Origin of the sequence: Aquamicrobium terrae (assembly GCF_040545735.1) — a bacterium.
Classification (GTDB): Bacteria; Pseudomonadota; Alphaproteobacteria; order Rhizobiales; family Rhizobiaceae; genus Mesorhizobium; species Mesorhizobium terrae_A.
Genome location: NZ_JBEPML010000003.1, coordinates 135,062 through 149,004 on the forward strand (window position 1 = coordinate 135,062; position 13,943 = coordinate 149,004).

Sequence of the window (13,943 nt, forward strand, 5' to 3'; positions counted from 1 at the left end):
GATGACGACATGCGTATAAACAAAAGCTTAAAGCACAAGGAGCGAATCTGAAAGATCGCGACGCGCTTTAGCAGGAAGAACCGGAAAGCCCCTGCCCGGGCGACGGAAACGTCCTGCTTCTGGCAGGATGCTCAAATCCGGAAGGTCGCCGCTCCTGAAACCTTCACGTTTCCTCGGACAGGGTGCGCGCTTCCGAAGGCAGCATGATGGGAATGCCGCCGCGGACCGGATAGGCCAGCCGCGCCAGCCGCGATACCAGCTCGCCGCGCTCCGGGTCCCAGCTCAGCGGCCCCTTGGTCAGCGGGCAGGCCAGCAGCTCCAGAAGCTTCGGGTCGACCTGCGGCTCCTTCTTGTCGCGCTCATCCGCCATATGCCTGCCTCGCATGCTCTCGCCCCACCATAACGCCTCCCCGGCGGAATGCGCAAAGCGCGCCGCGATCTTTCAGATTCGTTCCGGATGAAACCGGCTCCCGCCTTCGGGCGGCATGCTTACTGGAGGCTCGAGCCGAAATCGTCATTGTCGCGGGCCAGCGCGATTTCGGTGATGGCGATCAGCGTTTCGGCGCGGGTGCGCAGGTCCGGCGCCTCGAGCAGCGCCTGCTTTTCCGCCGGCCCATAGGGCGCCATCATCGACAGGGCGTTGACCAGCATGGTGTCGTCGGCCCGGTTGACCCCCTCCCAGTCCGCCTGCAGGTCATTGGCCTGCAGATAGGCGCGGAAAACCTTCAGCAGGGCCGGGCGGTCGATGCTGCCGGAGACGGCGCCGCTGTCGTCGAGATCGGCGAGGAACGGTGTGACCCGGCATTGGCGGAACGGGGTCTTGACCGCCAGTTCGTCGGCCAGCCGGAAACGGCACACGCCCTGCAGCGCGATCAGGTAGCGGCCGTCGCCGGTCTCGGTGAGCGAGGTGATGCGGCCGAAGCAGCCGACCTCGCACAGTTCCGGCTGGCCATCGTTGCGCTGGGCGCCGTCGAGGCTGGGCTGGATGAGGCCGATCAACCGGTCCGAGCCGATGGCGTGGTCTACCATCTGCAGGTAGCGCGGCTCGAAGATGTTGAGCGGCAGCCGGCTGCCCGGCAGGAGCAGGGCACCTTCCAGCGGAAACACCGCAACGGTGTGCGGAAGGTCCGCTTCGCGCCGGTAATGTGCGTTTCCTGCCTGCATTTCCTTGTCCGTCACAACAAGAAGCGGAGCGTTTTCGCGATTCGCAAAAAGCGGCATCGCTCCGCCATGTGCCGCCTCCCCTACGAGAACAGCAGCGAGGAGAGCTTGCGCCGGGCGGCGAGCGTGGCCTCGTCGGTCATGCCCCAGGCCTCGAAGAATTGCAGCAACTGGGCGCGCGCCCCGTCATCCTTCCAGGTCCGGTCGGCCTTGATGATGGCGAGCAGATTGTCGGCCGCCTCCATGCGCTCGCCCTTGGCATTCTGGATCATGGCGAGGTCGAAGCGGGCCTGATGGTCGTCCGGGTCCTGCTGGAGGCGCTTTTCCAGCTCGGCCGCATCGCCCAACTCCGCCGCTTGCGCGGCCAGCGACAGTTTCGTGCGGATGGCGGCTATCTCCGGCGCGTCGCGCGTGTCCTCGGGAACGCCGTCCAGCACCGCCCCGGCGCCTTCGGCGTCGCCCGCCTCGAACAGGATATCGGCCAGGCCGGCGGCGGCCTCGGCCGAATCGGGCGCCTGTTGCAGGATGGCGCCGTAGATGTCGGCGGCAGTTTGCGCGTCGCCCTGGCCGCGCGCCTCGGCAGCGGCGGCAAGCGCCTCGGCGAGGGCCGCCTTGCCGTCGTCCTTGCCGCCGCCCAGCCGGGCGATGAATTCGTTGATCTGGCTTTCGGGAACCGCGCCCATGAAGCCGTCGACCGGCTGGCCGTCCTTGAAGGCGATGACCGCCGGGATGGACTGGATGCCGAGCTGGCCGGCGATGGCCGGATGCTCGTCGATGTTCATCTTGACCAGCTTGACGCGGCCGCCGGCGGCCAGCACCGCCTTTTCCAGAACCGGGCCGAGCTGCTTGCAGGGGCCGCACCACGGCGCCCAGAAATCGACCAGCACCGGCTGGTTGCGCGATTCCTGGATCACGTCGGCGCTGAAGGCGGCCGTCGTCGTGTCCTTGATGACATCGGCGGGGGCGCTGCCGGCAGGGGCCGGGTCGGTGCCGAACTGGACCGTCGTTGCATATTGGCTGCCCGAGCCGAACGGATTGCTGTCGCTCATTGTCTCATCCCAGAAATTGTTGTCGGAGCCGGAGCGGTTCCCGGCCCCCGATTGCGTGCCCGAGCCGCATGGCCCTCAATGTGGCGATCAGGCCGCGACTTTCAAGATAACAGGCTCGTGTCCGGTTGCCTCGATGAATCTGAGCAGGTCGGCGGAGCGGATCGAACTGGTCGCCTCGTTGGTGAGGGGGTGGCCGTTGACGATGTCGTTTTCCATCAGCGCGGCGTCGAGCACCGTCTTTACCCGGCCCTGCGTGTCGTTGATGAGGCCGAACACGGTGACGGCGCCCGGCACGACGCCGAGCAGTTCCATCAGCATTTCCGGCTTGCCGAACGACACGCGGCTGGCGGCGCCGATCAGGTGGTGGATCTGCTTCAGGTCCACCTCGGCGTCCTCGTCCACGGTGACGAGGAAGAAATTGTCCTTCTTGTCCTTCAGGAACAGGTTCTTGGTGTGGGCGCCGGCAATGGTGCCGCGCAGCGCCTGCGAATCGGCGACAGTGAACAGCGGCGGATGGCGCGTGGTCGAAACCGTAATGCCGAGATCGGCGAGAAAGGCGTAAAGCTCGTCTTCGGTTTTCGGCATTTTCGCTCCCTGCTGTCCGTGCCGGGCCGGTTTAGAGCATTTTTTCGGCAAGGGGAATCGCTTCGGGCATTTCGCCTTTTCTTCGAATCGCGAAACCGCTTCCCTCCCTGTTTCGTGTAATTGCGCGCGGCAACCCGCTTCGCACTCTTTAAGGGCTTAAGGGCTTTCGCGCCCACCGACTGCCAGCCGCGCGGAGGGGCGTTGTGCGGGCCCTGCCCGATCCCGGCCTCGCCATCCGGCTTTTCGCTTCCTGCCGGCCGATTTTGCCCGGCCGATGCGGCTTCTTTCCGTCAGGTACAGAAAGCTTCAAAAAAGACGCGATTTCCCTGTTGCAATCGCCTCGGTCTTCGGCCATATAGGCGCGGCTTGCGGCGAGAGCCGCGCGAGCGGGTGTAGCTCAGGGGTAGAGCACAACCTTGCCAAGGTTGGGGTCGAGGGTTCGAATCCCTTCGCCCGCTCCAAAAATCAGCAATGATTTCAAGCACTTAACAAGCGCCCTGCGGGGCGTTTGCTGCTTCCCCGGCCCATCTTCGCAAAGCGGGGAAGCAGGGGGGAAGCACGAGGAAGCAAATTCCAGCGTGCCGCAGCGCACAGTCGGCGACCCGCCAAGACCCTGCCGTTCCACTCTCTTCCGCAAATCGACCACCGATTCGACTCCCTGCGTTCCGCCGCCTTCGCGCGGCAACGCGACGTTGCGCGCTCCGATTTCTCTGGTTATATTACTGGAAACATTTCTGGAGATCAACCTTGGGAAGCTCGCAGCGCCGTGCAATTCAAAACTATCGCTCTCGCCTCAGCGAGAAGGGCCTTGTGCGCTTCGAGGTGCTCGGCCGTGACTCCGATCGCGACCTTATCCGCTCACTCGCCAAACGTCTTACCGAGGACACGCCCGAAGCCTCGCGGCTCCGTACTGCCGTCAGCAAGAGCATGGCCGGTGACGAATCAAGGAAAGGCGGCATCCTCGCCGCGCTGCGCCGGTCCCCGCTCGTCGGGGCCGACCTCGATCTCACGCGCTCCCACGATGCCGGGCGGGATACCGACATTTGACGCGATACCTGCTCGACACCAACATCATCCGCAATGTCACCAAGCCGTCACCATCGGAATCGCTCCTCGCGTGGATGGCCGATCAGAATGACGATGACCTCTACATCGCGTCGCTAACCGTCGCGGAAATCCGGCGCAGCATTCTCGAAAAGCCGGCAGGCAAGAGACGCAACGATCTGGAAGACTGGTTCGGCGGCCCCGAGGGTCCGCAGGCGCTGTTCGCCGGCCGCGTTCTGTCCTTCGACGAGCCCGCCGCCCTGATCTGGGCGCGCTTGATGACCGACGGGAAAGCCGGCGGTCGGCCGAGAAGTGCACTCAACACCATCATCGCTGCCATTGCCGAAGCCAATGGATGCGTCGTCGTCACGAGTAACGGGAAGGACCTCGCTGGCGTCGAGTTTATCAACTCACTTCGTTAACGGCGGTGCGAAAAATCTTCCCCGCCGGGTATTGCAGGCGTCAAGAGTAGTCCGTTGCAGCGTTGAAATTTCGTGTCTGGCTTTTGTGGATGACAGGTCAAGATGTGTGCAAGCGCGCACCAGAGAGCCTTCCCGTATCAGCCGACCAGAGAGACTAATACGGCAGTATATCTACAGGAGGTCGCCATGCCCCATATTGCCAAGGTCTTCCGGGCCGGTAACTCCGAGGCCGTCCTGCTGCCAAAGGATTTCCGCTTCACCGTCGATGAGGTCGAGGTCACGCGAGAGGGCGATGCCGTGATCCTGCGCCCGAAGTTAGGTACGGTTGGACGTTGGGCCTCACTGCGCGCGGCGATCGACCGGGGCTTCAGTCCCGACTTCATGGCGGACGGCAGGGAGCAGCCGAACGAACAGCACCGTCCCGATCTCGACCCAGCGTTTCAATGATCTGCGGACTCTTCGACATCAACGCGGTGATCGCGCTGGTGAGGTATCTTTCGGAAGCGCTTCTGCGCAGGGTCGAATCCACAGAGACGGGTTCGCTGACCATCTCTTCCGTCGTTGCCCATGAGCTCCACTTCGGCGTCTATTGCAGTCGTATCGGTTTCCTCCCGCAGTCGTGGAACTAACCGAGCGCAAACGTCGACGCTTTCAGGCAGCAGACGACAGCTCGTGTATTGCATATTGCACTACGATCCACTATTCTCTTTCCAATAGGAGAGCGCAATGGCTACCACAGCTGGACGTAAGGAACATCCGATCTCGATGCGTCTGCCCGAGGCCGACATCGCGATGATCGATCGTGCGGCCGGCCTACGAGGCCGATCGCGTACGGATTTCGTGCGCGATGCAGCCGTGCGTGCGGCCGAGGATGTGCTGATGGAGAACGGACTCATCCGGATGAGCCCGGAAGGCTTCGCCGAATTCATGGCTGCATTGTCCGGGCCGGGAACGTCGGTGCCCGAAATTGTGGAAGTGACAAAGCGTCCGTCCCCGTGGGAATCCGGCTATACGGCCAAGCGCTAAGCCGTGGCGATCTCGGCGCCCGAACCGCTTACCGCGGTTCACGACGTTTCGGAATTCAACTGCGGAAAGCCGACGCTGGACCATTGGCTCAGGACCCGCGCCCTTTCCAATCAGGAGAAGGGCTTTACGGTTGTCTTGGTCGTTCACAAGGCAGGCCGGGTCGTTGGCTACTATGGTCTTGCCCCCACGGCGGTCGTGCCGAACATACTGCCCCGATCAATCCGCACCGGCCAGCCGCCCGATCCCGTTCCCTGCCTCCTACTCGGTCAGGTTGCGACCGATATCAACTGGGTCGGGCGCGGGATCGGTACCGGTCTCCTGAAACACGCACTCGAGCGCTGCGTTCATGCAGCCAGCCTCGTCGGCGGCCGCGCGCTCATGGTCAACGCGGTAGATGACGAGGCTGCAGCCTTCTGGCGCCGGCGAGGATTCCTCCCGTCCCGAGACGATCCACTCATGCTGTTCCGCTCGATCGCCGATATTGCTGTGTCTTTGGCAACGCTCAGACGGTGAGTGTCACGGCGGGTCTGCGCCCTATTTCGGCCATTCAGGGTACCGTCGTGGATTCCTGAAAGCTGCCGGTCCGCTGCAGGGTCTATCATAGGTTGTTCGCGCTCTGCGAGGTAGGTGAGTTTCCTAGCCTACGGTGGGTGCGCCTCCTGACCCAGGTAGGGCCCAGAACCTGTCCACTAATTAGGATCACGGAATTAGGGCTATTCGGTAACAGCGGAAGCACGGTAGGCACGTCGGTCAGAAATTTAGCCCACCTCGTCCTCTCCGACCTATTGCGGTCAGTGGCGGAGCGTCCTTATCTGTCGGGCACCACAACGAATCTGAGTATTTTCCATGACCATGCCCAACACAGTTGTCCCGTTCCCACCCAAGAGCGAAGACAAAACTCCCGGCAATTTCGAGAAGATCTGGGGGAAGAAGGTAAAAGGCCATGGATACGCTGCCATTCCGAGCATCATGATCCGGGCACAGCACCGTCTTGGCATCAACACGACCCAGTTCTCGATCCTTATCCAACTCCTCGAGTATCTGAGGACCCCTGGCCGTGACCCTTTCCCGACCAAGCAGCAGCTGGCCGACCGGATCGGCATCAAGTCCTCCACCGTCAAGGCCAACATGCAGGCCTTGGAGAAAGCAGGCTTCATCGAGAGGGAGCAGCACAGGACCGCGGTAGGTGACTGGGGAGCCAACACCTACCGCCTCGACGGCCTTATCGCTAAGATCAAGGCCCTTGAGCCGGACTTCACCCGGGAACGTGAGGAGAAAGAAGAGGCCCGCAAGAAGGCCGAGACCCCGAGGGGCAAGCGGACTAAGACAAAGGGTTAGACTAGGGGAATACTCGACCTATCCCCAGAAAAGAATTACCCCGGCCGCATGCCTAGGGCAGAGACGGTACCGGGGTCTACGGTTTCAATATAACCCCGGGTGGGTGAGAAATCAACCCCAGAGTGACATGGACATGGAAGCAGCCATATACCCCGGCTTAGAGTCCACCCTCTCAGCAGACAGGTTCGGTACCTATCTAGGGTGGGCCAAGCAGGACCGCAACCGCGCCCTTGAGCTCTACACCCTCAACGCAGCCCTATGCGAGAGCCTCTACACCCCCCTGCACATGCTCGAGGTGGCACTGCGCAACCGCATCCACCAAGTGATGAGCGGCACGTACGGGGAGACATGGTATGATCTTGAGGCCTACCAGAGCAACGACGTCCAGGTCGAGATGCTCCAGAAGGCCCGAGAGGACCTTGCCGAGAAGGGCAAGCACGAGACCCCAGGCAGAATGGTGGCATCCCTCACCTTCGGCTATTGGACTGCCATGCTCGGCAAGGAATACGAGGACCTCTGGCAGAAGACCTTGAAGGACATAGCACGGCGCGAGGATGGTAAGGGTCTCAGGCGCAAGGATTTCTCCACCCCCCTTGGGCCGATCCGCATGCTACGCAACCGCATCGCCCATCATGAGCCAATCCTCTACTGGAATCTGCCCAAGCACTATAGCGCCATCCTGAAAATGACAGAGTGGCTTTCGCCGGTCGCGGCCGCATGGTGCCGGGACTGCTCGCGCTTTGAAGCCCTCTATCCAGAGCAAGGCGTGGAGCTTTTCAAGGGCGAGGCGGCGGGATGAAATGCAAGGCCCGCACCCTTCAAGGAACTAGATAATCCACCTGCGTTAACTTCGATGGCAAGCAAATGCCATTCGTCCATCGCAGCAACACCCATATTCCATACTTGCAGCTCGGCTCTGATAGGATAGCATGCGCAATTGGTGGGAAATTGGGCTATGCATTGACGTTGTGAAATCTCCCGATCTGGTTCTGGATAAAGCTGATCCCGGTGACGACGTCTCTGCACGTTTTGACTATCAGCATACATATGCTGCGATAAACGCAATCCGCCTCATTACCGGAGAAGGAGACTGCGTTGAGATTATCTGCGAGAATCACGAAGATTTCCTGGTAAAGAACGGTGCCGGGAAGTTCATTGGTACCCAGATTAAGACCCGCAAGATTACGCTCTTGCCCTTCAAGGCTGGCGAGGAACAGGTCACGAATGCTCTTGGGAAATTTTGCCTGCTGGACCAGAAATTCCCTGGCTGTTTCGAAGGCTTCGACTTCACGACCAACCATTCCTTCTGGAAGAATGAGCAGTCGCTGAACAACCTCCCCTGGCTCCTCGACTCGCTCCGGCAGCGGGGCGGCATCAAAGGCCTGCGTGAGAACAATCCGCTGCGCCAATATGTCGCAGGGATCGCTGCCAGTACCGGCCTCAGCCCCCAGAATGTCGCTGCCACCCTTGTAAGGACGACGATTCGGGGTCACGAAGCGGAAATCACCCATATAGGCAGCAACCTGCAGGAGGCACTTTGCGAGTGTCCCGGCATAGAGGAATTGCCATATGCCACGGTCGCCGCGATTGCAAAAGCGCTGGTCCAACTCGCGCGAGAGGCGTCGGCCAAGACGCTACGGGGAGCGGTAACGGAGTTGTTCGCTCCAGGAACCGACCTGAAGCAAGCGGTCGACGACCAGCTTCTCGCCGGGAAGCGCATCTGCAAAGACGATGTTCTCGCTGTCATCGACCGGTTCAAAAGCGGCAGCAAGCCATACGAAGATATCAACGTCTCGACGCTGGTAACGCCCTCTGATGCGCCTTCCGATCTAGTGATCGCGTTCCGTAAACTAGCAAAGGGCGGCGTCGAGGCCGGCCGTGTCACGAACATCGCGGATCGTGTCCGCTCCTTCGAGGCGTTGTTCCTCGAATGGAGCCGGAAGTACGGGGCGGACGAGGCAACGAAGCGCTACAATAACGTGCTCGCGGCGGTGCAATTCGAAGCCGCCGAGGCGCATGCCGGTGCCGAGAAGGGCGGGGAGCCTTACGGTTCGGCGATGTTCGGCGCGCTTGCCGAACGCCTGATGGCGCGCGCCAGGGATGATCGTGATCAACTCCACGGTTGCCGCCCCGAGCATCTGATCGGCGCCGCGGGTCTTCTCACGCAGCAATGCAAGACGTGGTGGTCGCCGCACTTCAACGCAGCCGAGGACGCGCCATGAGCTTGGACCTCGTCGAGATCGTCACCGCGTTGGACAAGGACGAGGACGTGCACCTTGCCCGCATCATCGTCCTGCTTAAAGCTTTCTCGCAACCGGACGCCCCGGCGGCGATCGAAGGCATCACCAAGCTGGCGAAACTCGATTTCCTGCTCCGCTATCCGTCATGCTTGGAGAAAGCCCTTATCGCGCGCGGGGTTTCCACCAAAAACATTCCGGTGGACGACTTCGAACGGCTGACCATCGAAGCGCGGATGATACGCTACCGCTACGGCCCGTGGGATCACCGGTATCGCCGCTTCCTCAATATTCTGGTGGCACGCCGCCTCGCAGTCGTACGCACCGACGGGCGCACAATCCATATTGACCTTACTCCGCAAGGGGGCGATCTCGCGGAGAAGCTGATTGAATCGCCGGGGTTCTCGCGAGTTTATGAGCGCGCAGTGCTGTTGAGGAAGCATCTCAACCTGAAGGCGCGCGCGCTGATGGAATTTATCTATGAACAGTTCCCGGAGCTGACATCGCTGGAGTTCAACGAAGGGATCACGTTTACAGGGGACGCCCGATGAAACTGCTAATGGAATCCCTTGTCCTGCTCTGCAAGCAGAGCGAGGAGCGCGTGCATTTCGGCCGACGGATTTCTTTCTTCCACGGTGAGATGTCCACCGGCAAATCCACGATCGCGGAACTGATCGACTATTGCCTTGGTGGCTCGCTGCAAAAGACGCCCGCTATCCAGAGTGAGCTTGTCGGAGTTCAGCTTCAGGCGGTCATCCGCGATACGGCCCTGCTGATTGAGCGCAACCCCAACACAACCACCTCGGTTGAGGTGAGTTGGGAACGTGACGGCGAGGCCGGGCGCGAGAACCTGCCCCTTGCTGCCGGCGAAGTGCCCATCGTGGGCGACGAGATTTACAACTACAGTGATTTTCTCCTGCGCACCCTCGGCATGCCGGTGCTGAAAGTCCGCAAGCGCAAGGACGATCCGGAGTCGGCCCTCCAACGCCTGAGTTTCAGGGATTTCTATAAATTCTGCTATCTCGACCAGCCGGACCTTGATTCCAGCTTCTTCCTGCTCGACCAGCCTATCCGGCAGGAAAAGTCCAAGGATGTGCTGCGCTACGTTCTGGGCTTCCACAGCGACAGGCTGAATGAACTACAGGCCGAGCTTTCGGAAACCCGGCAGGAACAGCGCACGATGCGCGAAGCGGCCAGGCAGATCGACGAGTTTCTCCATCGGTACGGCTTTGCGTCGAAAGCAACGATCGAGGCCGAGATCGACAAGCTCAACGACGAGGAGGAGAAACTCGATCATGAGATTGAGAATCAGGGCAGTGACGATCTCCCCGCTTCGACCGTCGCCGAAGAGGATCAGGCGCTGATCGGCGGACTTTCCGATGCCATCGCATCGAAAACAGCAGCGATCGCCGATATCGAGCAGCGCCTAAAGGAACAGGAATCGCTCATCGCGGAATTCTTGGCAATGAAATTCAAGATCGCCCGATCCTCAACCGCCTCCGAGTTGCTGAAGGGCGCGGCGTTTCATGCCTGTCCGGCCTGCGGCACGGAGGTCAGCCGGAAAAGCGACGCAGCGCATTGCGTGTTGTGCAAGTCAGACCTCGCGGAAGCGCCCGGCGGATTTGAAAGCGATAGCGCCGTGATGGAGCGCGACCTGTCTGACCGCATCGACGACCTGAAACGGTCCGTGCAGCGCCTCAAGAGATCGCACGACCGGCAGAACGAGGAACTGGGCGGTCTCACGACCCGGCGCGCCGATGCGCAGCGACGCGTGGATGCTGCCCGCAGGCAGGTGGAGTCAGAATATATGAAGCGCGCCCGGCGACTTGAGAGCCGGCGTGGCGAGATCAGGGAACGGCGCCGCCTTCTGGTGCGCATCATGGGCATGCCGGGCGAAGTCGAGGCCAAGATGAAAGAGGCCGACGCGCTGTCAACGCGCATCAGCGAGCTTGAGCGGAATATTCAGACCGAACAGGGCCGGTTCGATGCCGGCCGGAAGAATGTCGATGCGCTGGAAAAGAACTTCCATGCGTTGCTTCGCGCCATCCATTTTCCGGAGATCAAGGCGGACGACAAAGTCTTCCTGAACCAACGTACCTGGTTTCCCTACGTGCATCCGAAGGGCAATGAATCCCTTGCCTGGACGTACAGCGATGCCGGCTCCGGCGGTAAAATGGTGCTCTTCAAGATATGCTTCGCACTTGCGCTGCACCAGACAGCGGCGCAACGGCATCTGCCGTTACCAAGATTCATCGTCATCGACTCACCGATGAAGAATATCACGCCGGACATCAATCCGGAGATATTTCGGAATTTCTATACCGAGCTTTATCGGCTGTTAGATAACGAGCTTAAGTCGTGGCAATGTATCATGATTGACCAGACATTTTTTGAGCCGCCAGAAACACTTGACGACCATCTGGAACGCCGACTAACTCAAAATGAACCAGATCATCCGCCGCTAATACGCTACTATCACGGTCATTGACTGCATATCGATCAAACTAGCCGCGTTTGCTCGCTCACTCGCCAAACGTCTTACCGAGGACACGCCCGAAGCCTCGCGGCTCCGTACTGCCGTCAGCAAGAGCATGGCCGGTGACGAATCAAGGAAAGGCGGCATCCTCGCCGCGCTGCGCCGGTCCCCGCTCGTCGGGGCCGACCTCGATCTCACGCGCTCCCACGATGCCGGGCGGGATACCGACATTTGACGCGATACCTGCTCGACACCAACATCATCCGCAATGTCACCAAGCCGTCACCATCGGAATCGCTCCTCGCGTGGATGGCCGATCAGAATGACGATGACCTCTACATCGCGTCGCTAACCGTCGCGGAAATCCGGCGCAGCATTCTCGAAAAGCCGGCAGGCAAGAGACGCAACGATCTGGAAGACTGGTTCGGCGGCCCCGAGGGTCCGCAGGCGCTGTTCGCCGGCCGCGTTCTGTCCTTCGACGAGCCCGCCGCCCTGATCTGGGCGCGCTTGATGACCGACGGGAAAGCCGGCGGTCGGCCGAGAAGTGCACTCAACACCATCATCGCTGCCATTGCCGAAGCCAATGGATGCGTCGTCGTCACGAGTAACGGGAAGGACCTCGCTGGCGTCGAGATCATCAATCCGATGCGCGGCCCAACGATCTGAAGAAACGCGGGCGGGTTTTGGCCACCTGCGGTTCTTACCCAATGTGATAGTGCGACAGGCTGCGAGTTTGCTGGTGCTCACGCTCAACATTGTGAGCGGGACGCTGCCCGTCACCAGGTCAATCACCGATAGAGTTGAGAGTGCGGACGGGTTTGCCGTGACGGGTTGAAGGCTGGGAGAGAGGCTTCCGGCGCCCGTCGCGGAGAACCGCAATGTTCAGACATGATCGCGGCGTTCGCACCGGCTCGGATCGGGCGAACCTTTATGACGAGATCACCACCAAAATCATCGCCGAGCTGGAGGCCGGTCGCGTGCCGTGGGTGCAGCCCTGGGGTACGTCGGCCGCCAGGGCGCCGCTCGGCCTGTCAAAAAACGCCGCGACCTCCCGCACCTACAGCGGCATCAACGTGCTCATCCTTTGGGGCGCCGTCATCGAGCACGGCTTCCCCAGCCAGGGCTGGCTCACATTTCGTCAGGCCCTCTCGCTTGGGGGCAATGTCCGCAAAGGCGAGCGCGGCACCACAGTCGTCTATGCCGACCGCTTCACCCCGGAAGACGAGAAGCGTCGTGCCCGCGAGACCGGCGACGAGGCCCATGCCATCCCGTTTCTGAAGCGGTACACGGTATTCAACGTGGCGCAGTGCGACGGGCTGCCCGACGATATCGCGACAGTCGCACCGCCGCCACCGCCCGACCTGATCGAGCCGCGGGTCGAGGCGCTGATAAGGGCGACGGGCGTCGACTTCCGTATCGGCGGCAACCGGGCCTTCTACGTCCCGTCCCAGGACTATGTGATGGTCCCGCCGCCCCAAGTGTATTTCGAGCCGATCAACTGGCACCGCACGGCGCTGCATGAACTCGGTCACGCCAGCGGCCATCACAGCCGGCTGAACCGTGACTTGTCCGGCTCGTTCGGGACCAAGCTCTATTCGGTCGAAGAAATCACAGCCGAACTGATCGCGGCGTACAGTTGCGCTGCCCTCGGTATTGTGCCGACCGTGCGTCACGCGGATTATATCGGGGCGTGGCTTGAAGCGCTTCGCGAAGATTCGCGCGCCATCGTGCGTGCCGCCTCGCAGGCGAGCAAGGCGGCCGACTGGCTGCTGTCCTTCCTGCCGAACGACGAGCAGCTGCCAGCCGCGCCCGAGACCGCCATCGATAGGAGGGCGGCATGATCCTCCTGACGGACGAGCTGCGCGCGCAGCTTCTCGCCAATGGCCGCCAGCGCGACACAGATCATGTGCCGGTCGTCAAATTCTTCAACCCGCTTGGCGCTGGCGTCTGGCTGGCGACCGAACTCGATGCCGACGGCGACATCCTCTTTGGTCTGGCCGATCTCGGCGAGCCGGAGCTTGGCTATTTCTCGCTCGAGGAGATGGCCTCGGTGCGCCTGCCTTTCGGACTTGGTATCGAGCGCGACATTCTCTTTTCCGGCGTCTTTCCGATTTCGGTCTGGGCAGAGGCTGCGCGGGAAGCCGGCAGCATCCGAAGTGCCGAACGGATCATCTATGCCGCGGTGCGTAAGCGGCGAGAGGGCGTCTGATGCGCCTCCGCCGCCGGCATAGATCTAACCCGCCTGACGACTGGGGGCCACGCGATGATGCCTCCTGATCGTCTGCGCTCGCTGCTGGCGCGCATGGAGGATGCGCTCGCGGATACGCGGCGCAATCTCGCGCTTGCCGAACGCGCACTGAGCAATCGCGCCGAGGGCGAGACCATTCGTTTGCGCCCGAAATCCCGGCACTACCACCGGCGTATGAGCCGCTGGACAGGCGCCGACGAAGCGGAATACCGGCGAGTGCTGAATCGTCTCATGGCGGTCGCGGGGCCGGATCTTGACCGGCTCCGGCGCAAGATCGACCGGCAGGAGGCGGCGATCCTCACGCTGCGCCGGAAATATCGGGTGAATGCGGAGCGACCGCAGCGCTACGGCTGGTAG

20 protein-coding genes and 1 tRNA gene are annotated in these 13,943 nt (G+C 61.5%); 17 read left to right on the forward strand and 4 right to left on the reverse strand.

The features are described from left to right. Nucleotides 1–163: 163 nt before the first annotated feature. The 4 genes from ABID37_RS05805 to ABID37_RS05820 all read right to left on the reverse strand — a co-directional run bounded on the left by ABID37_RS05805 (nt 164) and on the right by ABID37_RS05820 (nt 2,795). Nucleotides 164–370, reverse strand: coding sequence for a Trm112 family protein (locus ABID37_RS05805; RefSeq protein ID WP_354193548.1), 207 nt, complete (start codon nt 368–370; stop codon nt 164–166). Nucleotides 371–489: 119 nt separating this feature from the next. Continuing rightward, nucleotides 490–1,164, reverse strand: a complete 675-nt coding sequence (locus ABID37_RS05810) for an LON peptidase substrate-binding domain-containing protein (protein WP_354193220.1) — start codon at nt 1,162–1,164, stop codon at nt 490–492. A gap of 80 nt (nt 1,165–1,244) precedes the next feature. After that, complete coding sequence (trxA, locus tag ABID37_RS05815) at nt 1,245–2,210, reverse strand: thioredoxin (protein WP_354193221.1); 966 nt, start codon at nt 2,208–2,210, stop codon at nt 1,245–1,247. Nucleotides 2,211–2,297: 87 nt separating this feature from the next. Continuing rightward, complete coding sequence (locus ABID37_RS05820) at nt 2,298–2,795, reverse strand: prolyl-tRNA synthetase associated domain-containing protein (RefSeq protein WP_354193222.1); 498 nt, start codon at nt 2,793–2,795, stop codon at nt 2,298–2,300. 386 nt (nt 2,796–3,181) lie between these two features. Here ABID37_RS05820 and ABID37_RS05825 point away from each other — a divergent pair. The 17 genes from ABID37_RS05825 (at nt 3,182) to ABID37_RS05905 (ending at nt 13,943) form a co-directional block, all read left to right on the forward strand. Next, nucleotides 3,182–3,256: transfer RNA gene (locus ABID37_RS05825), tRNA-Gly, on the forward strand. Nucleotides 3,257–3,542: 286 nt separating this feature from the next. After that, on the forward strand, nt 3,543–3,842 hold the full coding sequence (locus ABID37_RS05830; RefSeq protein WP_354193223.1) for a hypothetical protein: 300 nt from the start codon (nt 3,543–3,545) through the stop codon (nt 3,840–3,842). Beyond that, nucleotides 3,839–4,261 carry a PIN domain-containing protein gene (locus tag ABID37_RS05835; protein ID WP_354193224.1) on the forward strand — a complete coding sequence of 141 codons (423 nt, stop codon included), beginning with the start codon at nt 3,839–3,841 and terminating at the stop codon, nt 4,259–4,261. Before ABID37_RS05830 ends, ABID37_RS05835 begins: the two co-directional genes overlap by 4 nt. A 186-nt stretch (nt 4,262–4,447) precedes the next feature. Next, nucleotides 4,448–4,708 carry an antitoxin gene (locus tag ABID37_RS05840; protein WP_354193226.1) on the forward strand — a complete coding sequence of 87 codons (261 nt, stop codon included), beginning with the start codon at nt 4,448–4,450 and terminating at the stop codon, nt 4,706–4,708. Beyond that, a complete protein-coding gene (locus ABID37_RS05845; RefSeq protein ID WP_354193227.1) occupies nt 4,705–4,890 on the forward strand; it encodes a PIN domain-containing protein in 186 nt (61 codons plus the stop codon). Before ABID37_RS05840 ends, ABID37_RS05845 begins: the two co-directional genes overlap by 4 nt. 97 nt (nt 4,891–4,987) lie before the next feature. Further along, nucleotides 4,988–5,287 carry a type II toxin-antitoxin system TacA family antitoxin gene (locus ABID37_RS05850; protein ID WP_354193228.1) on the forward strand — a complete coding sequence of 100 codons (300 nt, stop codon included), beginning with the start codon at nt 4,988–4,990 and terminating at the stop codon, nt 5,285–5,287. 3 nt (nt 5,288–5,290) lie between these two features. After that, nucleotides 5,291–5,800: a GNAT family N-acetyltransferase gene (locus ABID37_RS05855; RefSeq protein WP_354193230.1), complete on the forward strand. Its 510-nt coding sequence runs from the start codon at nt 5,291–5,293 to the stop codon at nt 5,798–5,800. Nucleotides 5,801–6,133: 333 nt separating this feature from the next. Beyond that, nucleotides 6,134–6,625, forward strand: a complete 492-nt coding sequence (locus ABID37_RS05860) for a LexA family protein (protein WP_354193231.1) — start codon at nt 6,134–6,136, stop codon at nt 6,623–6,625. Nucleotides 6,626–6,752: 127 nt separating this feature from the next. Then, nucleotides 6,753–7,424, forward strand: coding sequence for an Abi family protein (locus tag ABID37_RS05865; protein WP_354193232.1), 672 nt, complete (start codon nt 6,753–6,755; stop codon nt 7,422–7,424). 130 nt (nt 7,425–7,554) lie between these two features. Further along, the gene (locus ABID37_RS05870) at nt 7,555–8,847 is read left to right on the forward strand and encodes a dsDNA nuclease domain-containing protein (protein ID WP_354193233.1); all 1,293 of its coding nucleotides are present in this window, start codon (nt 7,555–7,557) and stop codon (nt 8,845–8,847) included. Then, complete coding sequence (locus ABID37_RS05875) at nt 8,844–9,413, forward strand: hypothetical protein (RefSeq protein WP_354193234.1); 570 nt, start codon at nt 8,844–8,846, stop codon at nt 9,411–9,413. Before ABID37_RS05870 ends, ABID37_RS05875 begins: the two co-directional genes overlap by 4 nt. Continuing rightward, nucleotides 9,410–11,350 (forward strand): AAA family ATPase, encoded by a 1,941-nt coding sequence (locus tag ABID37_RS05880; protein ID WP_354193235.1) that lies wholly within the window; start codon nt 9,410–9,412, stop codon nt 11,348–11,350. Before ABID37_RS05875 ends, ABID37_RS05880 begins: the two co-directional genes overlap by 4 nt. After that, the gene (locus ABID37_RS05885) at nt 11,337–11,573 is read left to right on the forward strand and encodes a hypothetical protein (protein WP_354193550.1); all 237 of its coding nucleotides are present in this window, start codon (nt 11,337–11,339) and stop codon (nt 11,571–11,573) included. Before ABID37_RS05880 ends, ABID37_RS05885 begins: the two co-directional genes overlap by 14 nt. Next, a complete protein-coding gene (locus ABID37_RS05890; RefSeq protein ID WP_354193236.1) occupies nt 11,570–12,004 on the forward strand; it encodes a type II toxin-antitoxin system VapC family toxin in 435 nt (144 codons plus the stop codon). Before ABID37_RS05885 ends, ABID37_RS05890 begins: the two co-directional genes overlap by 4 nt. 212 nt (nt 12,005–12,216) lie before the next feature. After that, entirely contained in the window at nt 12,217–13,179 is a 963-nt protein-coding gene (locus ABID37_RS05895) for an ArdC family protein (protein WP_354193237.1), read from the forward strand. Beyond that, entirely contained in the window at nt 13,176–13,547 is a 372-nt protein-coding gene (locus ABID37_RS05900) for a DUF2958 domain-containing protein (RefSeq protein ID WP_035029402.1), read from the forward strand. The genes ABID37_RS05895 and ABID37_RS05900 overlap by 4 nt, the downstream gene beginning before the upstream one ends. A 54-nt stretch (nt 13,548–13,601) precedes the next feature. Then, the gene (locus ABID37_RS05905; RefSeq protein WP_354193238.1) at nt 13,602–13,943 is read left to right on the forward strand and encodes a hypothetical protein; all 342 of its coding nucleotides are present in this window, start codon (nt 13,602–13,604) and stop codon (nt 13,941–13,943) included.